Origin of the sequence: Amycolatopsis heterodermiae, assembly GCF_034929455.1 — a bacterium.
In the GTDB taxonomy this organism is placed as follows: domain Bacteria; phylum Actinomycetota; class Actinomycetes; order Mycobacteriales; family Pseudonocardiaceae; genus Amycolatopsis; species Amycolatopsis heterodermiae.
The window spans coordinates 193,016-212,144 of the sequence record NZ_JAYFSI010000001.1 but is presented as its reverse complement, the minus strand read 5'-3'; the positions used below and the strand labels follow the sequence as shown (position 1 = coordinate 212,144).

25 protein-coding genes are annotated in these 19,129 nt (G+C 72.3%); 15 read left to right on the top strand and 10 right to left on the bottom strand.

Annotated elements, in window-relative coordinates:
• Positions 1 to 117: 117 nt before the first annotated feature.
• Genes VA596_RS01020 through VA596_RS01005 form a run of 4 tightly spaced genes read left to right on the top strand, consistent with a single transcriptional unit; the run spans position 118 to position 4,028 of the window.
• Positions 118 to 2,658, top strand: coding sequence for a sensor histidine kinase (locus VA596_RS01020; protein WP_323322613.1), 2,541 nt, complete (start codon positions 118 to 120; stop codon positions 2,656 to 2,658).
• Positions 2,658 to 3,077, top strand: a complete 420-nt coding sequence (locus tag VA596_RS01015) for a roadblock/LC7 domain-containing protein (RefSeq protein WP_284745731.1) — start codon at positions 2,658 to 2,660, stop codon at positions 3,075 to 3,077. The genes VA596_RS01020 and VA596_RS01015 overlap by 1 nt, the downstream gene beginning before the upstream one ends.
• Positions 3,074 to 3,445 carry a DUF742 domain-containing protein gene (locus tag VA596_RS01010; protein ID WP_323322611.1) on the top strand — a complete coding sequence of 124 codons (372 nt, stop codon included), beginning with the start codon at positions 3,074 to 3,076 and terminating at the stop codon, positions 3,443 to 3,445. The genes VA596_RS01015 and VA596_RS01010 overlap by 4 nt, the downstream gene beginning before the upstream one ends.
• Complete coding sequence (locus VA596_RS01005; RefSeq protein WP_086674902.1) at positions 3,426 to 4,028, top strand: GTP-binding protein; 603 nt, start codon at positions 3,426 to 3,428, stop codon at positions 4,026 to 4,028. The genes VA596_RS01010 and VA596_RS01005 overlap by 20 nt, the downstream gene beginning before the upstream one ends.
• A gap of 21 nt (positions 4,029 to 4,049) precedes the next feature.
• Here the strand turns inward: VA596_RS01005 and VA596_RS01000 are convergent, their stop codons facing one another.
• Positions 4,050 to 4,505, bottom strand: coding sequence for a DoxX family protein (locus VA596_RS01000; RefSeq protein WP_323322608.1), 456 nt, complete (start codon positions 4,503 to 4,505; stop codon positions 4,050 to 4,052).
• A 133-nt stretch (positions 4,506 to 4,638) separates the two neighbouring features.
• Between VA596_RS01000 and VA596_RS00995 the strand changes: the two genes are divergently transcribed.
• Positions 4,639 to 5,106, top strand: coding sequence for an NUDIX domain-containing protein (locus tag VA596_RS00995; RefSeq protein WP_323322606.1), 468 nt, complete (start codon positions 4,639 to 4,641; stop codon positions 5,104 to 5,106).
• Here the strand turns inward: VA596_RS00995 and VA596_RS00990 are convergent.
• A complete protein-coding gene (locus VA596_RS00990; RefSeq protein ID WP_323322604.1) occupies positions 5,096 to 5,743 on the bottom strand; it encodes an HAD family hydrolase in 648 nt (215 codons plus the stop codon). The genes VA596_RS00995 and VA596_RS00990 overlap by 11 nt on opposite strands.
• A gap of 257 nt (positions 5,744 to 6,000) precedes the next feature.
• Here VA596_RS00990 and VA596_RS00985 point away from each other — a divergent pair, with 257 nt between their 5' ends.
• Positions 6,001 to 6,426 carry a hypothetical protein gene (locus VA596_RS00985; RefSeq protein WP_323322602.1) on the top strand — a complete coding sequence of 142 codons (426 nt, stop codon included), beginning with the start codon at positions 6,001 to 6,003 and terminating at the stop codon, positions 6,424 to 6,426.
• Here the strand turns inward: VA596_RS00985 and VA596_RS00980 are convergent.
• The 3 genes from VA596_RS00980 to VA596_RS00970 form a co-directional block, all read right to left on the bottom strand.
• On the bottom strand, positions 6,423 to 7,220 hold the full coding sequence (locus VA596_RS00980) for an alpha/beta fold hydrolase (RefSeq protein WP_323322600.1): 798 nt from the start codon (positions 7,218 to 7,220) through the stop codon (positions 6,423 to 6,425). The two genes, VA596_RS00985 and VA596_RS00980, sit on opposite strands and share 4 nt — an antisense overlap.
• A gap of 27 nt (positions 7,221 to 7,247) precedes the next feature.
• Complete coding sequence (locus VA596_RS00975) at positions 7,248 to 7,880, bottom strand: DUF998 domain-containing protein (RefSeq protein WP_323322598.1); 633 nt, start codon at positions 7,878 to 7,880, stop codon at positions 7,248 to 7,250.
• A 98-nt stretch (positions 7,881 to 7,978) separates the two neighbouring features.
• Positions 7,979 to 9,100, bottom strand: a complete 1,122-nt coding sequence (locus VA596_RS00970) for a metallophosphoesterase (protein WP_323322596.1) — start codon at positions 9,098 to 9,100, stop codon at positions 7,979 to 7,981.
• 73 nt (positions 9,101 to 9,173) lie between these two features.
• Here VA596_RS00970 and VA596_RS00965 point away from each other — a divergent pair, with 73 nt between their 5' ends.
• Both VA596_RS00965 and VA596_RS00960 read left to right on the top strand, forming a co-directional pair.
• Positions 9,174 to 9,446 carry a DUF6412 domain-containing protein gene (locus VA596_RS00965; RefSeq protein WP_323322594.1) on the top strand — a complete coding sequence of 91 codons (273 nt, stop codon included), beginning with the start codon at positions 9,174 to 9,176 and terminating at the stop codon, positions 9,444 to 9,446.
• 62 nt (positions 9,447 to 9,508) lie between these two features.
• Positions 9,509 to 10,165, top strand: a complete 657-nt coding sequence (locus VA596_RS00960; RefSeq protein ID WP_323322592.1) for a YidC/Oxa1 family membrane protein insertase — start codon at positions 9,509 to 9,511, stop codon at positions 10,163 to 10,165.
• On the opposite strand, the gene VA596_RS00955 is transcribed toward VA596_RS00960, so the two are convergent.
• On the bottom strand, positions 10,148 to 10,561 hold the full coding sequence (locus tag VA596_RS00955) for a DnaJ family domain-containing protein (protein WP_323322590.1): 414 nt from the start codon (positions 10,559 to 10,561) through the stop codon (positions 10,148 to 10,150). The genes VA596_RS00960 and VA596_RS00955 overlap by 18 nt on opposite strands.
• 109 nt (positions 10,562 to 10,670) lie before the next feature.
• On the opposite strand from VA596_RS00955, the gene VA596_RS00950 reads away from it, so the two are divergent.
• A complete protein-coding gene (locus VA596_RS00950) occupies positions 10,671 to 11,471 on the top strand; it encodes a TetR/AcrR family transcriptional regulator (RefSeq protein ID WP_323322588.1) in 801 nt (266 codons plus the stop codon).
• Between the two features lie 59 nt (positions 11,472 to 11,530).
• On the opposite strand, the gene VA596_RS00945 is transcribed toward VA596_RS00950, so the two are convergent.
• From VA596_RS00945 to VA596_RS00935, 3 genes are all read right to left on the bottom strand, one after another.
• Positions 11,531 to 11,806, bottom strand: a complete 276-nt coding sequence (locus VA596_RS00945; RefSeq protein WP_323322586.1) for a hypothetical protein — start codon at positions 11,804 to 11,806, stop codon at positions 11,531 to 11,533.
• On the bottom strand, positions 11,803 to 12,954 hold the full coding sequence (locus tag VA596_RS00940) for a lytic transglycosylase domain-containing protein (RefSeq protein ID WP_323322584.1): 1,152 nt from the start codon (positions 12,952 to 12,954) through the stop codon (positions 11,803 to 11,805). The genes VA596_RS00945 and VA596_RS00940 overlap by 4 nt, the downstream gene beginning before the upstream one ends.
• A gap of 205 nt (positions 12,955 to 13,159) precedes the next feature.
• Positions 13,160 to 14,062: a LysR family transcriptional regulator gene (locus tag VA596_RS00935; protein WP_323322582.1), complete on the bottom strand. Its 903-nt coding sequence runs from the start codon at positions 14,060 to 14,062 to the stop codon at positions 13,160 to 13,162.
• Between the two features lie 102 nt (positions 14,063 to 14,164).
• Here VA596_RS00935 and VA596_RS00930 point away from each other — a divergent pair, with 102 nt between their 5' ends.
• Both VA596_RS00930 and VA596_RS00925 read left to right on the top strand, forming a co-directional pair.
• Positions 14,165 to 14,860, top strand: a complete 696-nt coding sequence (locus VA596_RS00930; RefSeq protein WP_323322580.1) for an SDR family oxidoreductase — start codon at positions 14,165 to 14,167, stop codon at positions 14,858 to 14,860.
• Between the two features lie 91 nt (positions 14,861 to 14,951).
• Positions 14,952 to 15,512 (top strand): hypothetical protein, encoded by a 561-nt coding sequence (locus VA596_RS00925; RefSeq protein WP_323322578.1) that lies wholly within the window; start codon positions 14,952 to 14,954, stop codon positions 15,510 to 15,512.
• Here the strand turns inward: VA596_RS00925 and VA596_RS00920 are convergent.
• Positions 15,509 to 15,949: a GNAT family N-acetyltransferase gene (locus VA596_RS00920; RefSeq protein WP_323322576.1), complete on the bottom strand. Its 441-nt coding sequence runs from the start codon at positions 15,947 to 15,949 to the stop codon at positions 15,509 to 15,511. The two genes, VA596_RS00925 and VA596_RS00920, sit on opposite strands and share 4 nt — an antisense overlap.
• Before the next feature lie 132 nt (positions 15,950 to 16,081).
• Here VA596_RS00920 and VA596_RS00915 point away from each other — a divergent pair, with 132 nt between their 5' ends.
• The 4 genes from VA596_RS00915 (at position 16,082) to VA596_RS00900 (ending at position 19,123) form a co-directional block, all read left to right on the top strand.
• The gene (locus tag VA596_RS00915) at positions 16,082 to 16,309 is read left to right on the top strand and encodes a hypothetical protein (protein ID WP_323322574.1); all 228 of its coding nucleotides are present in this window, start codon (positions 16,082 to 16,084) and stop codon (positions 16,307 to 16,309) included.
• Between the two features lie 178 nt (positions 16,310 to 16,487).
• Positions 16,488 to 17,369: an SIS domain-containing protein gene (locus VA596_RS00910; RefSeq protein ID WP_323322572.1), complete on the top strand. Its 882-nt coding sequence runs from the start codon at positions 16,488 to 16,490 to the stop codon at positions 17,367 to 17,369.
• Positions 17,366 to 18,265, top strand: coding sequence for a 1-phosphofructokinase family hexose kinase (locus VA596_RS00905; protein WP_323322570.1), 900 nt, complete (start codon positions 17,366 to 17,368; stop codon positions 18,263 to 18,265). Before VA596_RS00910 ends, VA596_RS00905 begins: the two co-directional genes overlap by 4 nt.
• Positions 18,266 to 18,268: 3 nt before the next feature.
• A complete protein-coding gene (locus tag VA596_RS00900; RefSeq protein WP_323322568.1) occupies positions 18,269 to 19,123 on the top strand; it encodes a class II fructose-bisphosphate aldolase in 855 nt (284 codons plus the stop codon).
• Positions 19,124 to 19,129 lie beyond the last annotated feature (6 nt).

Sequence of the window (19,129 nt, the reverse complement as noted above, 5' to 3'; positions counted from 1 at the left end):
GAATCCGGGTGTTGACCGCCTCGGGCGACCCGAAACCATGTACTGCCGGAAGGAAAACGGACCCAGGTGAAGCAGATTTCTCTTCGACGCAACCGGGGATCCTCGATTCGGAAGCGCGTGCTCACGATCGCGCTCATCCCCAGTGTCGCGCTGTTGCTCGTCGGCGTGGCACTCGCAGGTTACCTGATTTACGACGCCGTCACGGGCCGTGACTACGTGAACCGGATCCGGGGTTCGGAAGCCCCGTCGATCCCGTTCTTCGGCGCGCTGCAGCAGGAGCGCCTGGCGACCCTGAGCCTCCTCGCGGGGCAGGGCAACCAGCGCGCGGTGCTCGCGGCCGTCCGCCCGAAGACGGACCAGAACGCCGCGAAGACGATCGAGTACCTCAAGGACAGCTTCGCGGGCTACGACGACACCCCGCCGAGCGTCCAGAAGAACATCGCCACGTTCTTCGCGCTCTACCAGCAGCTGCCGCAGACCCGCCAGGCGGTCGACAGCGGCCAGATCCAGATCAGCCAGGCCTTCACCTTCTACAACAAGATCATCGACCAGTTCACCGACGGACTGGCCGGGCTGGCGCAGAACGCGCGCGGCGCGCAGAACGCGTTCGACCGGCTGACCGCCATCCCGATGTTCACCGCCGCGGAGGCGATGCAGCGCAGTGACGCGCTCGCCGCCGCGGGGCTGGCCGCGGGCGGGCTGACGAACGACGACTTCCGCACCTACGTCGGCCAGGTCGGTGCCTACCACGCGCAGCTCGACGCGTCGGCGCCGAAGATGATCCCCGACGTCAAGGCCAAGTACGACCAGCTGCTGGCGAGCCAGCCGTGGCAGATCGTCAACCAGGTCGAGACCGCGTTCCTGCGCGGCGACCTGACCAAGCTGCCGGTGCCGCAGGACCAGTGGCGCACCGCGGCGCGCCAGGTCGGTGACGCCCTGTCGGGCATCTTCGTCCTGCAGAGCTCGAACGCCAGCCAGGCCGCGATCAACGACGCCGACTCGACGTTCACCGAGTCGCTGATCGCCGGCGTGATCGCGGTGCTGTTCGCGGTCTTCGTCGTCTTCGTCGCCGTCCGGCTGTCGAACCGGCTCATCGGCCGGCTGCACCGGCTGCGGGAGGACACCCTCGACGCGGCCGAGGTCCGGCTGCCCGAGCTGGTCGCCAGGGTCCAGGCGGGTGAACCCGTCGACCTCGAAGAGGGCGGGCACTTCCTCGACCACGGCACGGACGAGATCGGCCAGGTCGCCGACGCGTTCAACAAGGCGCAGCAGACGGCCATCGCGGCCGCCATCGACGAGGCCAAGACCCGTGAGGGCACCAAGACGGTGTTCCTCAACATCGCGCACCGCAGCCAGGTCATCGTGCACCGCCAGCTCAAGGTGCTCGACCAGGCCGAGCGCAAGCAGGAGGACCCGGAGCAGCTGGACACGCTGTTCCAGCTGGACCACCTCTCCACCCGCGCCCGCCGCAACGCCGAGAACCTGATCATCCTCGGCGGCGGCCAGCCGGGCCGTCAGTGGCGCAACCCGGTCGGGCTGGCCGAGCTGGTCCGCGGCGCGTCCGCCGAGACCGAGGACTTCGCCAGGGTGAAGACGGCGGCGCTGCCGCAGATCGCCATCCGCGGCCCGGTCGTCGGCGACCTCGTGCACCTGCTGGCCGAGCTGATCGACAACGCGACGTCGTTCTCGCCGCCGCAGTCGCGGGTCGAGGTCCGCGGCAACGTGGTCGGCAAGGGCGTCGTGATCGAGGTCGAGGACCAAGGCCTCGGGCTCGAGCCGGACCAGACCGAAGAGATCAACACGCTGCTGGCCGACCCGCCGGACTTCGGCATCATGGCGCTGTCCGACGAGCCGCGCCTGGGCCTGTTCGTGGTCGGGCGGCTGGCCGCCCGCCACGGCATCCAGGTGCACCTGCGCGAATCGGCCTACGGCGGCACCCGGGCCATCGTCCTGGTCCGCACCGACCTGCTCGCCCCGCTCACCGAGCTCGAGCCGGAGCAGCCGATCACCCCGCCGAAGCCGGAGCTCGTGCCGAACCCGGCCGACGGGGAGCCGCCGAACGACGAGGTCAGGCAGCTGCGGCGGCAGCCGCGCCGCCCGGCCCGCCACCGCACCGAGCCGTCGGCCGCGCCGCCGATGCCCACGCAGCCGGCCCCGGTGCTCGCGCCGGCCCCGGCCCAGCCGTCGTCCGCGCCGACGCCGGTCGGGACCGTCTCCGAGCCGGTCAGCCAGCCCACGCAGGTCCAGCCGGTGAGCCAGCCGGCCAGCCAGCCGACCCAGGCCCAGCCGGCCGCCCCGGTCCGCCCGCCCGCGCCCCCGGTCCGCGGCTCGCGCCCGGCCCGCCCGGCCGCGCAGCAGCCGGTGTGGCCGCCGCAGGAACCCCGGCAGGAGCCCCGGCCCGCGGTGTCGGAGTCCCGGCCGCAGCAGCCGCGGCGCCCGGAGGCTCCCGGCCGCCCGCCGTTGCCGCAACGGCGACGCCAGCAGAGCCTGGTTCCCCAGTTGCGGGAGGATAGGCCCGCACAGCAAGAGCGCGAAGAGGTTCGGCTGGACTCCCCGGAGGCAGCCCGCAGCCGGTTGTCCGCCTTCCAGCAGGGCACCCGCCGGGGCCGTGACGAGGAACCAGCCGAGAACGACGACACGTACGGAGAGCGCGAGTAATGGCCAACTCAGGCGTCAGTGAGCTCGACTGGCTGCTGGACGACCTCGTCAAGCGGGTCGCCGGGGCGGACCGCGCGGTGGTCCTGTCCTCGGACGGCCTGCTCATCGGGCGGTCCGGGAACCTCTCCGAGGAGGACGCCGAGCACCTTTCGGCGGTGGCTTCGGCGTTCCAAAGCCTGGCGCGCGGGACCGGACGGCACTTCGGCGGCGGCAACGTCCGCCAGACGATGGTCGAGATGGACCACGCGTTCCTGTTCGTGACGGCGGCCGGACGGGGTGCCTGCCTGGCCCTGCTCGCCCGCGAGGACGCGGACATGGGCCTCGTGGCCTACGAAATGAACCTGATGGTGAAGCGGGTCGGCCAAGTGCTCACCTCCGCGCCGCGCACCGGTGCCGGCGTACTCCCGACGTCGCCATGAGTGCCAAGCACGAAGCCTGGTTCGACGACGAGGCCGGCCCACTGGTCCGGTCCTACGCCGTCACGGGTGGGCGCACGCGGTCGGACACGCTGGGACTCGACCTCATCACCCTGGTCGTCGCGCTGCGCACGGCGCACGAAGCGGGCATGCTCGAACCGGAGTACGCGCGGATCATCGCCCTGTGCCAGCGGCCGGTCTCGGTGGCCGAGGTCGCCGCGCGGGTCGACCTGCCGTTGCCCGTGGTGAAGGTGATGTTGAGCGATCTCATCGAGCAGAACCTGGTGCTGTTCCGTACCGCGGCGCCGGTCAACGAAACTCCCAACAAACACGTACTCCAGGCGGTTCTTGATGGCATCCGGAAACTCTGATCCCCGGCGGAACCTGACCGCGACCGCGGTCAAGGTACTGATCGCCGGCGGCTTCGGAGTCGGCAAGACCACGATGGTCGGTTCGGTGAGCGAAGTGCCGCCGTTGCGCACCGAGGAAGTCATCACCACCGCGTCCGAGGGCGTCGACGACCTATCGGGCATCGAGCAGAAGACCACCACCACGGTCGCGCTCGACTTCGGCCGCATCACGATCAACCCCGACCTGATCCTGTACCTGTTCGGCACGCCGGGGCAGGACCGGTTCTGGTTCATGTGGGACGAGCTGGCGGAGGGCGCGCTCGGCGCCGTCGTGCTGGCCGACACCCGCCGGCTGGACAGCTGCTTCGCGGCGGTCGACTTCTTCGAGCGGCGCAACCTGCCGTTCGTCGTCGGCGTGAACTGCTTCGACGGCGCGTACCGCTACGGCACCGAGGAGGTCCGCCAGGCGCTCGACGTCGGCATGGACGTCCCGCTGCTGCTGTGCGACGCGCGGGAGCGGGAGTCGACGAAGCAGGTGCTGACCAGCCTGATGGAACACGTGATGGCGCGGTCCGACCTGGCGGCCGCCCAGGGCGGCTACTGACCGGACCGCGCCCGCGGTTCCTCAGCGACGGCGCTTGACGAGCGTGTCGAGCGCGAACGTGCCCGGGCCGACGACGGCGAAGAGCAGGAAGACCCAGGCGTAGACCGCGGCGGGCTCGCCCATGTTCTGCAGCGGCAGCAGGCCCATCGGGGCGTGCACGGTGAAGTAGGCGTAGGCCATCACGCCGGACAGCAGCAGCGCCGCGGGCCTGCTGGCCAGCCCGACCAGCAGCAGGACGGCGCCGGCCAGCTCGAACACGCTGCCCCACCAGCCGGGGAACGAACCGAACGGGACGCCGCCACCCTGGCCGTCGATCCCGCCGAAGTACCCGAATCCCTGAAGGCCGTGGAAGCCGAACAGGAACGAGATCACGATCCGGCTGGCGGAGATGACCGCGCTGGTCAGCGGGCTGAACCGGGTACGCGGGGCCGCGGTCCGGGACGGGGTGGTCGTGGTGACGGTGGCGATCGTGCTCATGGTGAGCCCTTCTTCTCGTGATGTTCTTCCCTGTTGCTGAAGCGTCGAGTGGGCTCCTCCCGGATCGACATCCCCTCGGAAAAAATCCCGACCGGGTTCTGCCCGGCACCGGACGGCCCGGCAGACTGGGCGGATGGCGGGCAAACGCAGTGCCGGGCTCCTGCTCTTCCGCGGGCGCGGCGAAGACGTCGAAGTGCTGCTCGGGCACATGGGCGGGCCGTTCTGGGCGAAGAAGGACGCGGCCGCGTGGTCGCTGCCCAAGGGGGAGCTCGACCCGGACGAGCCACCGGAGAAGGCGGCGCGGCGCGAGTTCGAAGAGGAGCTGGGCCTGCCCGCGCCCGAGGGTGACTACGTGCCTCTCGGTGAGATCAAGCAGTCGGGCGGCAAGGTCGTCACGGCCTGGGCGGTCGAGGCCGACCTCGATCCGGCGGCCGTCGTGCCCGGGACGTTCAGCATGGAGTGGCCACCGCGCTCGGGGAAGCAGCAGGAGTTCCCCGAGCTGGACCGGGTGGAGTGGTTCGGGCTGGACGCCGCCCGCGAGAAGCTGCTCAAGGGCCAGTTGCCGTTCCTCGACCGGCTGACGGCGTCGCTCAGCGAGTGAGCAGGGCCTCGAGCGGCTTGGCCGTGAAGGACGGCAGCACGACGTCCGCGGCGCCGAAGTCGAGGCTTTCGGTGATCGCGTTGGGCACCGCGACGCAGGTCAGCCCGGCGGCCTTGGCGGAGGTCACGCCGTGTGGGGTGTCCTCGAAGGCGATGGTCTCCCCGCCGCTCGTGCCGAGGGCGTCGAGCGCGGCGAGGTAGAGGTCGGGCCGGGGCTTGGCGGCGTGCCGGTCACCGGTGCAGACGGCGTCGAAGTAGCCCGCGATGCCGAGCCGTTCGAGGTGCGGGTTCACCCAGGCCCCGGACGAGCTGGACGCGACGGCCAGCTTGAGGCCGTGCTCCCGAGCGGCCTCGAGGTAGCCGACGACACCGTCACGTGGACCGAGCGTTTCGAGCAGCTCGAAGACCCGCGCCTTGGTGAGCGGCCGCAGCGCCTCGGTGTCGACGCCGGGCACCTGCTCGGTGAGCAGGGCGAACATCGCGGGTGTGGTGTGCTGGGTGCCGATGACGGCGTACCAGGCTTCCAGCGGCAGCTCGACCCCGTGGTCGCGAAAGGTCTCCTGCCAGGTCCGGAGCACGGCGGACTCGGTGTCGGCAAGCGTGCCGTCGAAGTCGAAGACCAGGGCGCGGGTGGGCACGCCTGCACCCTGCCTGGTCGCCGATCGCTCAGGCAAGGGACTTGTGACGCGCGCGAAAGGCCTCGATGGCTTCTTCGCCGCGGAGCGCGAAGACGATTTCCTCGACGTCGGTCTCGGTTTCGCGCACGGAGGCGAGCGCGATCTCGGCCGCCGACCGGTCTTGAGCCCACGCCCGTAGTGCTCGGCCCGCAGCTTCCGGCACTCGGCGAGGGCCCGGGACCGTCCACCGGTAATCGCGGTGGTGGCAGACTCCCGGCGTGCTGCTGACGTGGATCGCCGAGCTGGGTGCCGAGGAGTTCCTGGTCGAGCCGTCGGATCCGCTGGCGGAGGCGAGGCACAACACCTGGTCGCTGAGCGCCGGACCGGTGGCGGTGACCACCGGGGAGGTGGTCGCCGCCTTTGACGCGGTCGCCGTGGTCCTCGCCGGCCGTCTGACCGGCGTGACCCTCTACGCCTGGCACGACGAGCAGGTCGGCGCGCTCCGGGTGTCGATCTCCTCGCTCGGCCCGGACGCGCTGCCGTTCGGCGCGATGTACCGGACGACCGGTGACCTGGCCCCGATCGTCGAGGTGTTTCTCTCCGATCCCCATCCCGGCTTCATTCCCTGGGAAGAGCTGGAGGACGGGAAGGCCGAAGAGCCCGAACCGCCGCCGTTTCCCGTCTGGGTGCGGGTGCTTCCCTAGCCGCGGAAGAAGGTCGTCAGCACCGGGGCCAGGGCCGCTGCCTTCACGATGTGTGTCTGGCCCTCCAGGGTCCGGTGGTCCGCCGATGGCAGGGCCTTCGCCAGCGAGGCCACTCCGTTGCGCATCCACTCCGGGCTCTTGCCGCCGTCGATGGCCAGGGTCGGGATCTTCACCTCCGGCCACGCCGCCGGCGGCAGCGGGTTGCCCGACTGGTGGTCGCCGACCACTGCCGTGTCGTACGGGATCGTGTGGGCCACTCGCTTGAGCTTCGACCAGAACGGCATGATCCGCATCAGCGCGACCGTCACGCCGCCGAGGCCGACGCCTTCGGTCATGAACATCTTGACCGCCTTGCCGCGCTTGCCCGCCGCCACGGCCTCGTCGAGCCGGGTCGCGTAGTCGGCCTTCACCGGTGTGCGGGTGTGGTCGAGGATGAACGGCGGTTCGTACAGCGCCAGCTTCGTCACCGGCAGCCCGCGGTCCACCGCCTCCAGCGCCAGCGCCGCGCCCGACGAAATGCCGAACAGCAGCGCCGAGCCGCCCGCTTCCTTGACCAGCGCGTCGAGGTCCTCGACCTCCCGCTCGACCGAGTACGGCGCGGTGTCCGTGCTCTCGCCGCGGCCGCGGCGGTCGTAGGTGTACACGGTGAAGTGCGCGGCCAGCTCCTTCGCCAGGTCGTCGTTGGGCGACGAGCCGCGGTAGCACATCGCGCCGTCCACCAGGACGAGCGCGGGGCCGGTGCCGGCGCGGGTGTAGGCGATCCGGGTGCCGTCGGCGGAAACCGTCGTGCTCATGGGAACTCTCCTTGTCCGGTAGGGGTTTCAGCGCCGCATCAGGTGGGCCGAGGTGGTCGCGAGCCAGGTCCAGGCGACGATGACGGCCGCCCAGAAGCCGAGCGTCGCGGCCGGGCTCGTCGAACCGGACGCTACGCCCGCGACGCCGATGAGGAAAAGCAAGCCGCTGATCCGCGAGTACCAGGCCCGCCCGGGGGCGAGGTGCGAGCCGATCGCGAAGCACGCCGCGACCAGGCAGGCGAAGCCGATGCCGCCGCTGACGAAGTGCAGCGTGCCGTGCCAGCTCACCGACGCCGGCGGCCCCGCGGGCGTGCCGAGCGGGAAGCCGTCCTGCGGGTCGGCCCGGAAGACGCCGGCGCAGATCAGGCTGACGCCGTAGACGGCGAGGAGCCTCGGCCCCCACCGGCCGGGCAGCGCCCGTCTGGTCCCGGCCGCGGCCGCCAGCGTCAGCAGGCCGCTGACCACGAAGTTCGTGATCTGGATGAAGCCGAGCGAGCCGTCCGACAGCAGGCTCGCCGGGTGCCGCGTGAGGTCGAAGCCGGCCCGCGTCAGGCCCTGGACCAGCCCGGTCAGGACGAAGACGGGCCCGGCGAGGACACCGCAGGCGAGCAGGGCGCGGGTCCGGTCACCGGTGCGGGCGGGGGCGAGTGTCGTGGTCATGCCGCACAGCCTGGCATCCGAGTGTAAAAACTGTCAAGACAAAAAAATCTGTCGGTAGTGCCGGAGAGAGGCCGCCCCGGAGATCGAGGCGGCCTGACTCAGGCGCGGCGCAGGGTGAGGAGCGTGATCTCGCTCGGCGCGAAGACCCGGAACGGCGGACCCCAGAACCCGGTGCCGCGGCTGTTGTACACCTGCGTCGGGCCGAACCGCTTGAGGCCGGACAGCATCGGCTGGTCGATCCGCACCAGGAAGTGGAACGGCCAGATCTGCCCACCGTGCGTGTGCCCGGAGATCTGCAGGTCGATGCCCGCTTCCCGGGCCGTCGCGACCTGCTTCGGCTGGTGCGCGAGCAGCACCACCGGCACCTCCGACGGCACGCCGTCGAGCGCCGCGGGCAGGTCGGGGCCGTGGCCGGGGAGGCCGGACGACGCGCCCGTCGGGTCGTCGATGCCGGCGAACGCGATCCGGTCGCCGCCGCGCTCCAGCAGCGTCGAGCGGTTGTGCAGCGGGTCCCAGCCGAGCCCGGCCATGTGGTCGAGCCAGCCCTGGGCCTCGCCGAAGTACTCGTGGTTGCCGGTGATGTAGAACCGCCCGAGCTTGGCCTGGACGCCGCCGAGCGGGTCGACCTGCTTGCGGCGCCGCGCCACCGAGCCGTCCGCGAGGTCACCCGCGTGGCAGACGACGTCCGCGTCGAGTGCGTTCACCGCCGCGACGACCTTCTCCGACCACTTCGTCCGGTCGATCGGCCCGAAGTGGGTGTCGGTCAGCACCGCGACGCGCAGGCCGTCGAGCGCCGGGCCGAGCCGCGGGATGACGACGTCGGTCTCCTTCACCGGCGGCACGCGCATCGCGACGCGGTTGCCGTACACCAGGAGCGAGACGGCCACGAGGGCCGCCGCGCCCGCGACGATCCGCGACCGCGCCGGGTCGTCGACGCCCAGGAGCGCGACGCGCAGCACCAGGCTCAGCACCGACCACGTGAACAGCACCCAGCTGACGGCGAGCAGCGTGTCGCCGAGGCGCGCGGCGCCGTCCCGCTGGCGCTTGCCGTGGCCGAAGACCATCGCGACGGGCATCGTCACCAGGCCCACCGCGAAGAGCGCGGTACCGGCGGCGAAGCCCGCGGTACCCCACTCCGGCGCGAGAACGAGCGTCCACCACGGGACGGTGAACAGCAGAAGCAGCGCCAGGATCGGCACCGCGAGGAAAGGGCCTCTCATCGAACCAGGTTACAGCCCATCGGGCTGTTAGCGCTTCGGCTACGCTGGGAGCGGAAGGAAGGGAACGGCCGCCGTGACCACGTTGCTCGAGCTGGCGTTCCCCGTGCTGATCAGCCCCACCGCGCTGGTCGCCTTCGCCTCCCTCGCCGCCGCGAGCCTCCTGGTCGTCCTGCTCGTCGGCAGCACGCAGCGCAGCGAACTCGCGCTCTGGTCGGTGCCGGCGCGCAGCCGGGTCGCCGCCGCGCGCCGCCGCGCCCGCCGGGCCGAGTCCATCCGGCTCCGCGATCCGGGAGCGCCTGGACGCAGCAGGCCACGAGCACCCGGTTCCCGCAGCCTGGCTGCGTAGGAACCTTTTCACGCAGCCATTCCGCGTACCCCTTTCCTTCTCACTCATGCGGAGTGCTGCCCATGTTCGGCTTTCTCGACGTGCCCGTTTCCGGCGCGTACCACCTGATCCACTGGCTGACCCCGCTCCCCGCGGTGCTCGCCATCGTCCTGTTCACCCTGTCCGTGCGGCTGCTGCTGCACCCGTTCGCCCGGGCGGCGGCGCGCGGCGAGCGTGCCCGGGCCGCCCTGATGCCCGAAATCAAGGCGCTGCAGACCAAGCACGGCCGCGACCGGGAGCGCCTGGCCGCGGAGATGACGAAGCTGCAGCAGGAGACCGGCACGTCGATGTTCGTCGGCTGCCTGCCGATGCTGGCGCAGCTGCCGTTCTTCATGGTCATGTACCGGCTCTTCACGACGCCGGCGATCGGCGGCGAGCCCAACTCGCTGCTCGGCGCGACGCTGTTCGGCACGCCACTGGGCGCGCACGGCCTGGCCGGCAGCCCGCTCGTCTTCGTGATCGCGGCCGGGCTCGCCGTCGTCGCGTGGTTCTCGGTGCGCTGGCAGGACCGGCAGCGCGCGGCCGGCGCGGCCGACGTCCCGGGCGGGAAGCTGCTGCGGCTGCTGCCCTACGGCACGGTGCTCGCGACGCTCGTCGTGCCGCAGGCCGCCGGGATCTACCTGCTCACGACGACCGCGTGGAGCGCGGCCGAACGCGCGTGGTTACGGCGTGGCGCGTGAACGGCGCCAGTCCTCGAGCGTCTCTTCGACGTCGACCATCGCGACGGTGAGCGGCGGGCCGGACAGGTGGTTCAGGTAGGCCTGGCGGATCCGCTCGTTGAGGTCCTCGACGAGCTCCCGCACCCGCCGTTCGGTCCGCTCACCGGCGAGTTTGCCCGGCAGGTCCTGCACTTCGCGCCGGAGGGCCAGCGCGGGCGGCAGCAGCACCGCGGTGTCGTGGCCCTCGGCCCGGACGCGGCGCAGGACCCAGTCGGTCGCGGCGTCGTTGCCGGTGGGCGGCGGCAGCGGCTTGCCGGTGCCGGGCAGGTCGTCGAACTCGCCCCGGTCCTTCGCCTCGCTGATCTGGCGGTCGACCCACCAGCGGAAGGAGACCTTGGGCGGCTTGCGTCCGGTCATGGTTCCCAGGGTAGGCGGACGCGCGTCCGGGTTCACGGGACCAACGTCCTGAAGCGCCAGGTGAGCGCGGTCCGGCGGGTAGGATTCGCGGGAGGAGCGAGGGGAGCGCATGACCGCCGAACGCAGTGGTGCCGAGAACGTCGACCGCACGCTCGGGTTGCTCTGGCGTGCCCGGGGCGGGGCGGCCGAACCGACGAGGGGACGGCGCCCGACGCTGACGGTCGAGCGGATCGTCGCGGCGGCGATCGCGGTCGCGGACGCCGACGGGCTGGCGGCCGCGTCGATGCACCGCGTCGCGAAGGAGCTCGGCGCCGGCACGATGACGCTCTACACGTACGTACCCGGCAAGGCCGAGCTGGTGGACCTGATGGTGGACGACGTGCTCGTCGAGCGGCGGCTGCCCGGGCCGGGCGAGCCGCGCCCGGCCGGCTGGCGCGAGCAGGTGGCGCTGTACGCGTCGCGGACCGGCGAGGCCTACCGGAACCACCCGTGGCTGTGCGAGGTCTCGCGGGTCCGGCCGCCGCTGGGGCCCGGCCAGCTGGCCGGGCAGGAGTACCTGCTGTCCATTGTGGACGCCCTGGGCCTGCCGCCGCGGCAGGCCGTCGCGGCGGCCAACGGGATCGGCACGTACATCGACGCGAACGCGGCACTGGGCGCGGAGCACACCCACCTGGAACGCAGCACCGGCCAGTCGACCGAGGCGTGGTGGCACCAGCGGTCGTCGTTCTGGGAGAACTACTTCGAGGTCGACGCCCACCCGTCGATCAACCGCATCTGGCTGGGCGGCGGCTTCGAGCAGACCGCCGAAGCCCAGGGCGAAGCGGCGTACGAGTTCGGCCTGCGCCGCATGCTCGACGGCATCGAGGCCCTCGTGCGCGGCGACCAGCGGCCCCGCACCCCAAAGCCGTGAAGGCCACCTTGAGGGACTCTGAGTCCCTCAAGGTGGCCTTCACGGACTTGGGACGGGTGTCAGCGGCGGGTGGCGCGCAGCCACCTCGAGCGGCGGCGTTCCTGGGCCGGCACCGTCGGCTCGGCCGGGGTGGTGTCGCCGCGGAGGAGGTCGCGGCAGGTCGGGTCGAAGCGGCCGGGGGCCTCGATCATCGGCGCCGCCAGCACCACGTGGCCGCAGATCGCGCGGAACCGGCCGTCGTGGCGGCCCGTCGCGAACGCGTCCTCGGTGACGGCGTGGGTGTAGCCGTCGGTGTCGCAGCGGATGTGCACCAGGAACGGCTCCATCGGGCTCATCCCGTCGGGCTGGTCGTGGTGGTGGTGTCGGTGGGCGTCTCCGCCGAGCCGGCCGGGGTGGTCGACGTCGTCGACGGCGGTGGGGTGGTCGTGCTGGTCGTCGACGGCGGCGTGCTGGTCTCCGGCGGCGTGGTCGGGGTGGTGGACGACGACGGGGAGGTCGTCGGTGTGTCGGACGTCGGGGACGTCGAGGTGGTCGGGGTCGTCGACGTGCCCGGGTCCACCGGGAGCGACTCCGGCGGGCCGGTGACCTCCGGCGGGGCCGGGGTGCCGACCGGGCTGCCGGCCGCGGCGTTGTCCGGGGCGTTCGGCGTGCCGATCGGGATGTCGCTGTCGGGCAGCTGCGCCACCCCGCCGCGGTAGGCCGTGGCCCACGCCATCACGGTGTCCACATAGGACTGCGAGTTGTTGTAGCGGCGGACCGCGATGCGCTGGCCGGCGTCCGTCGAGAGGTCGAGCCCGCCCGAGCAGAGGTACCGCGCGGTGGCCAGGGTCTCGTCGTAGATGTTGTTCGGGTTCGAGACGCCGTCGCCGTTGCCGTCGGAGGCGTAACCGCGCCAGGTCCCCGGGATGAACTGCGTCGGGCCGACCGCGCGGTCCCAGACCGGGTCGCCGTCGTACTTGCCGCCGTCGGTGTCCGGGATCGCGGCGAACGCGCCCGCGCCGTTGAGCACCGGGCCGAGGATCGGCTCCAGTGTGTCACCGGCCGCGTTGACGTACCCGCCGCGGGCGTGGTTCGACTCGATGCGCCCGATGCTCGCGATCAGGGCCCAGTCGATGTGGCAGCCCGGCTGCTCCTTGTTCAGGATCTCGGCGGCGTTCTTGTACGCCTTGAGCATGCTGGCCGGGATGCCGAGCGGCCCGGAGATGCCCGCGGACCCGGCGTGCCCGCCGGGCACGACCAGCGGCATCGGCACCGGCGGCTGCGGCAGGCTGCCGTCCACGGCGACCGGCGGCATGACGACGTTCGGCGGCTGCAGCGGCGCGGCCTGGTCGGGCAGCGCGTCACCGGACCTGGCGACGACGACCGGCGCGGGCAGGCCGCCGGCGGTCAGCGTGGGCAGCACGACGAGCGCGCCGCCGGCGAGCGCCGCGGCGGCCCGGCGAACGGAACGCGCGCTCTCGCGGCGTGGCCGGTGCTTCGGCATGGTCGTCCCCGCTTCCCTCGATCTGCGCTGATCGCCTCACCCGATCGGCCCCACCGCCGGTACTGGCCGGTAGGAGCAAGCTATCCGATGTAAGCAAACTTTGGCGAATGCCACAGCGAAATCCGGGTCTCCGGGAGAAGTTCGTCCTGATGGCACAAAACTATCGTCGGAAATCTGTCACATTCACCAGGACTTAACGGGTCGCTCAGGAGAGTTTGTCCAGTAGCGGGGCCGGGACAGTGATCCCGCGGTGCCGCACGTCCGAGCAAAACCGCCGGACGAGCGAATCCGACGGCGTTGCGGTGAACGTGACGACGTCGCGGTGCAGGGCCGGCTTCAGCCGCCGCAGCGCACCCGCGAACGTCCGGGTCAGCGCGGTCGTCGGGACCAGCGCCACGCCCAGGCCCGCCGCGGCCAGCTGGGCCGCCGTCGCCGCCTGCTTCGTCCGCATCACCGCGTCCAGCACCGTGCCGTGCTCCGCCGCCACGCCGTCCAGCCAGCCGCCGAGGCCGTTGTCCGGGTGGTAGTGGACCACCGGCAGTCCGGCCAGCTCCGCGATCGGCACCGACGCGCGGGTGGCGAGCGGGTGGTCCGCGGCCAGCGCCAGCACGACCTCCTCGCGCCCCACCACCTCGGTGTGCCCGGTCCACCGGCTCGGCCGCGGCCCGGTCGCGACGTCCGCTTCGCCGGTTTCCACGGCCGTGACCAGCGCGTCTGCGCTCGTCGTCTCGACGAGCGTGATCAGCACGCCCGGCCGCTGCCGGTGCCAGGCCCGCAGGACCGGCGCCAGCAGCCCGGCCGTCATGCTCTCCGCGCAGGCGATCCGGAGGGTGCCGTCGCCACCGCCGGCCACCGCGCGGCCGGTGCGGACCACCCGCTCGGCCGCGGCGAGCGCCGCCCGCGCGTCGGCCAGCACCGCCCGGCCCGCCGCGGTCGGCCGGACCCCGCGCGGCAGCCGTTCGAGCACCGGGGTGCCCAGTTCGCGTTCGAGCGCGCCGATCTGGTGGGACAGCGCGGGCTGCGAGAGGTGCAGCCGCGCGGCCGCTTCGGTGATCGACCCGGCGTCCAGCACCGCGACGAGGCACTCGAGGGCGCGCAGCGTAGGCATTCGCCGATTCTATCGCAGCCATCGAAAACCTTCGGATCGCGACGGGATGGTTCAGGCGCCCACATGCGCTGAACCCGGTGTGCGAGACGAAAGGAGCACGTGATGTCTTGGGAGAAAAAGCGGCTGGTGATCGTCGGTGGCGGTTCGGGTATCGCGCGCCGGATAGCGGTGGACGCGGCCGCGGCGGGTGCGGAAGTCGTGCTCGCCGGGCGGAATCCGGCGGAGTTCACCGATCCCGGAATTCGCCCGGAATTCGCGGATCTCGGTGACGAATCGTCGCTGAAAGCGCTTGCCGAGGAGGTGGGAGAACTCGACTACCTGGTCACCCTCGCGGCGGCCCCGGCGAACGGGCCGTTCACGACGCTGGAGCGGGACGCGGTCGCCCGCGCCTTCGACGCCAAGGTGATCGGCCCGATGATGCTGGCCAAGCACTTCGCGCCGCGATTCCGCGAAGGTGGCGCCATCGTGCTGTTCTCCGGCGTCGCCGCGTGGCGCCCGATGCCCGAGCGGGCCGTGATGGCCACGACCAACGGCGCGGTCGCGTTCCTCGCCGAAGCGCTCGCGGTGGACCTCGCGCCGGTGCGCGTCAACGCGGTGTCACCGGGCATCGTCGACTCGGGCGCGTGGGACGGGCTGGGCGAGGCGAAGGACGAGTTCTTCCGCCGCACGGCGGAAACGAACCCGGCGCGCCGGGTCGGCACGACCGCGGACGTCTCCGCGGCCACCCTGTCCCTGCTGGCGAATCCGTTCGTCACGGGGACGACCCTGCACGTCGACGGCGGCGCCCGGTTGTCCTGAAACCTGATCCTTTACAGGGCCCGCCGCTGTTCCTATGATCGGCCGACCGGACGCGCCGCCGCCGTTCGGTCGGCCCAGGGTGGAGGGTTGCATGGCACGTCGGGCTCCGCGCCGCGAGCAGGTCAGCGTCGCCGAGTTGCTCGTCCGGTCCGCCGTCCGGGAGGACGCGCCGGCGCGGCACCGGCAGCAGTCGCCGGGGGCGCGCGCTCTCGCCCGCGTCCGGGTGTTCTCGGTGGTCGCCGGGGCGCTCGCGCTGACCGGCGGAGTCGCCGCCGCGGCGTTGCAACCGTACGAACACGCCGCCGGAGCCGTGTGGCCGCCCGTCGGGCTGGACCCCGTGCCGGTCACGCTGACGCCGAAGCCGGTGGACGCCGTCGTTTCCCCGGGAACTCTGGAATCCGCGGCGCCGACCCCTCGCGCGGGAGGAATTACTCCGACTGTCACCAAGCGCGAAGCGAATTTCGTAAAGGCGCCCGTCAGGAAAGCTTTGCCGGTGAAAAAGGTGACGCCGGTGCGTCACGCGATCCCGGACGTCCCGGCCTGGTCGCACGGCCATGCCGCGAAACCGGACCGGCACGCGGTCCGGGCCGCCGGGCACCGCGACGGCGGGCACGGCCACCACCGCGGTGGTGGCGGCCGGCACCGTCGTTAGGACCCGAGCGGGATCTGGTACTGCATGAACCCCTTGTCGAGCGCGACCTGGTCGTAGAGCCGGCGCGCGGTGGTGTTGGACGTCTGCGTGTGCCAGTAGACGCGGGCGCAGCCCCGGTCCCGCGCCCAGCCGGCGACGGCTTCGATCAGCGCCCGGCCGGCCCCGTGGCCGCGGGCTTCGGGCGCGGTGAAGAGGTCCTGCAGGTAACAGACGTCGGCCGACGTCGTGCTGACGTGCGTGAAGAAGTGGACGATGCCGACCAGTTCGCCGTCGAGGCGCGCGCCCAGCGCGTGCATCCGCTCGCCGCTCGAGAACTCGCGCCACGCGCGGTCCACGAGGTCCGGCGCGAGTGTCCTGCCGTAGAACGTGTTGTAGCCGGCGAAGAGGTTTTCCCAGGCCACGCGGTCGGTTTCGGTCAAGGCCCCAGTGGTGATCATGCGTGAGGCTAACGCGCCGCCTGACCTGTTCGATGAATTCCGTGGACACAACTGGCGAGTAAGGTGACGAACCCGAATTTGATTCATAGAATCAGCGCCGTCCCGCCAGGCAGCTACTCCCGGAGGTTCCCGATGGCGCGCACGGCACCCCGTGCCAGTGGCAAGGCCGTCACGGTCAGCGAGCTGTACCTGCGGCCGGACGTCCACGGCAGACGCCGGCCCGAAGACCTCGAAGTGCTCGAACTCGCCTACCGCATGCGCCGCCGCATCGGCCCCGAGCCGATCGTGACCCCGGCGCCGTCGCCGCGCTCCCGCGCGCTGGCCGTGGTGACCGGGCTGCTGCGCCGCAAGCCGCGGTAACCCGCCCGACCGTCGTTCCATCGCAGGCCACCCTCGCCGAGGGTGGCCTTTTTGCTGTCCTCTCGCGCACTTCTCTGCGCGGATCCTGTACGAAGTTGCACGATACGACGATTGACGACGCACAAAACTGCACCTAACGTGACAGCTGTTGCGCACAACTGGCACGAACGGGGAGTTCATGAGCGGGACCTTCATGGCGGCGGAGATCGCGAGCCAGCCCGGCTGCTGGCGGGACGCGGCCGCGCTGGCCTCGGCGAACGCGGGGCTGCTGCCGGCCGCGGGCGCGCGGGTGGCGATCGTCGGCTGCGGGACGTCGTGGTTCGTCGGCCAGGCGTACGCGGTGCTGCGCGAAACCGCCGGGCTCGGGGAGACCGACGCGTTCGCCGCGTCCGAGTTCCCGGCCGGGCGGGCCTACGACCACGTGCTCGCGCTCAGCCGCTCGGGCACCACGACCGAGGTGCACAGCCTGCTCGCGCGGCTGCGCGGCCGCACCCCGACCACGGCCATCACCGGCGTGCCCGCCGAGATCGCCGGGGCCGCGGACACCGTCGTCGACCTGTCCGCGGTGGACGAACGCTCGGTCGTGCAGACCCGCTTCGCCACCACCGCGCTCGCGATGCTGCGCGCGCACCTCGGCGAAGACCTGACCGAGGTCATCGCGCAGGCCGAGCAGGTGCTGGCGGAACCGCTGCCGGAGTCGCTGGTCGGCGCCGGGCAGTTCAGCTTCCTCGGCACCGGCTGGTCGGTGGGCATCGCGAACGAGGCGGCGCTCAAGTTCCGCGAGGCGTGCCTGCTGTGGACGGAGTCGTACCCGGCGTGGGACTACCGGCACGGCCCGATCAGCATCGCCGAGCCGGGCCGGGTCACCTGGATGTTCGGCAGCTCGCCGGACGGGCTCGCCGAGGACGTCCGCCGCGCGGGCGGCACGTTCGTCGAGAGCGGCCTCGACCCGCTCGCCGACCTGGTGCGGGCCCAGCTCGTCGCGGGCGCGATCGCCCGGCGCAAGGGCCTCGACCCGGACAACCCGCGCAGCCTCACCCGCTCCGTCGTCCTGACATGATCGTCACGGTGACGCCGAACACCGCGCTCGACGTCACGTACACAGTGGACGGTCTGGCCCCGGACGGCGTGCACCGCGTCCGGGAGGTCCGGAGCCGGGCCGGGGGCAAGGGGATCAACGTCGCCCGCGTGCTGCACGCGCTCGGCGCGGACGTCGTCGCGATCGCCACGGCGGGTGGGCCGACCGGCGCGGCCGTCACGGCGGAGCTCGGCGCGGCGGGCGTGGCGGCGGACTGGGTGCCGATCGCCGGGGAGACGCGCCGCACGACGACGGTCCTGGGCGACGACGGCTCGGTCACGCTGCTCAACGAGCCCGGGCCGGAGCTTTCCGATGAGGAGTGGACGGCGCTGGCCGGCGCCGTCCGGCGGCACGAGCCCGACGTGCTGGTCTGCTCCGGCAGTCTCCCGCCCGGCGCCCCGCCCGGCGGCTACGCGTCCCTGCTCGGCGGAACGTCCATCTTGGACACCTCCGGGGCCGCGCTGCTGGCCGGCCTGGCCGCGCGCCCGGCCGTGGTCAAGCCGAACGCCGAGGAGCTCCGCGAGGTCACCGGCCTGGACGACCCCGAGGCCGCGGCCCGCGAGCTGGTGAAAGCGGGCGCGGGCGCGGTGGTCGTGTCGCTCGGCCCGGACGGCCTGCTCGCGGTGACCGGCTCGGGTGCTTGGCACGCGGCACCGTCCACTGTGCTCAGGGGCAACAGCACCGGCGCGGGTGACGCCGTCGTCGCGGCCCTCGCACTCGGCCTCAGCCACCGCGAGCCGTGGCCGGACATCCTGCGCCGCGCCGTGGCCCTGTCCGGCGCGGCGGTACTGGGGCCGCTCGCCGGAGATGTCGATCTCGCGCACTACCACCGGGAACTGGAGCTGGTCGCCGTGCGCGCCCGGCCGGAACAGGAGTAGGTCATGCCTCTGGTGAGCACCGGGGAGATCGTCGGCGCTGCGGCGGCGGCGCGGCGCGGCTGCGGGGCGTTCAACGCCATCCAGCTGGAGCACATCACCGCGATCGTCGACGGCGCGGCCGCGGCCCGGGCACCGGTGATCGTGCAGCTCAGCCAGAACGCCGTGCGCTACCACGGTGCGCTGGCGCCGATCGGCGGCGCCGCGCTCGCCGCGGCCCGAGAGGCCGGGCCGGACGTCGCCGTGCACCTCGACCACGCCGAGTCCGCCGACCTTGTGCGGGAGGCCGTCGGGCTCGGGTTCGGCTCGGTCATGTTCGACGCGTCCAAACTGGACTACGCCGACAACGTGCGGGCCACCCGGGAGATCACCGCGTTCTGCCACGACCACGGCGTCTGGGTCGAGGCCGAACTCGGCGAAGTCGGCGGCAAGGACGGTGTGCACGCGCCGGGTGCGCGCACCGATCCGGACGAGGCGGCGGAGTTCGCCGCGGCCACCGGGGTCGACGCGCTCGCCGTCGCGGTCGGCAGCTCGCACGCGATGCTGACCCGGGACGCCACTTTGGACTTCGAGCTGATCGGGCGGCTCCGCGACCGCGTGCCGGTGCCGCTGGTGCTGCACGGTTCGTCCGGGGTGCCCGACGAAGGCCTGGCCGAGGCCGTGAAAGCCGGGATGACGAAGATCAACATCGCCACCCAGCTCAACAAGGTGTTCACCGCGGCCGCCTCGGGCGACTGGCGCGCGCACCCGGACCGCGTCGACCCGCGCAAGTACCTGGGCGCCGGGCGGGATGCCGTCGCCGTCGAAGTGCGGCGGTTGCTCGGTGTGCTCATGCTGGTCACGGAGGGCGGGCCCAAGTGACGGTTG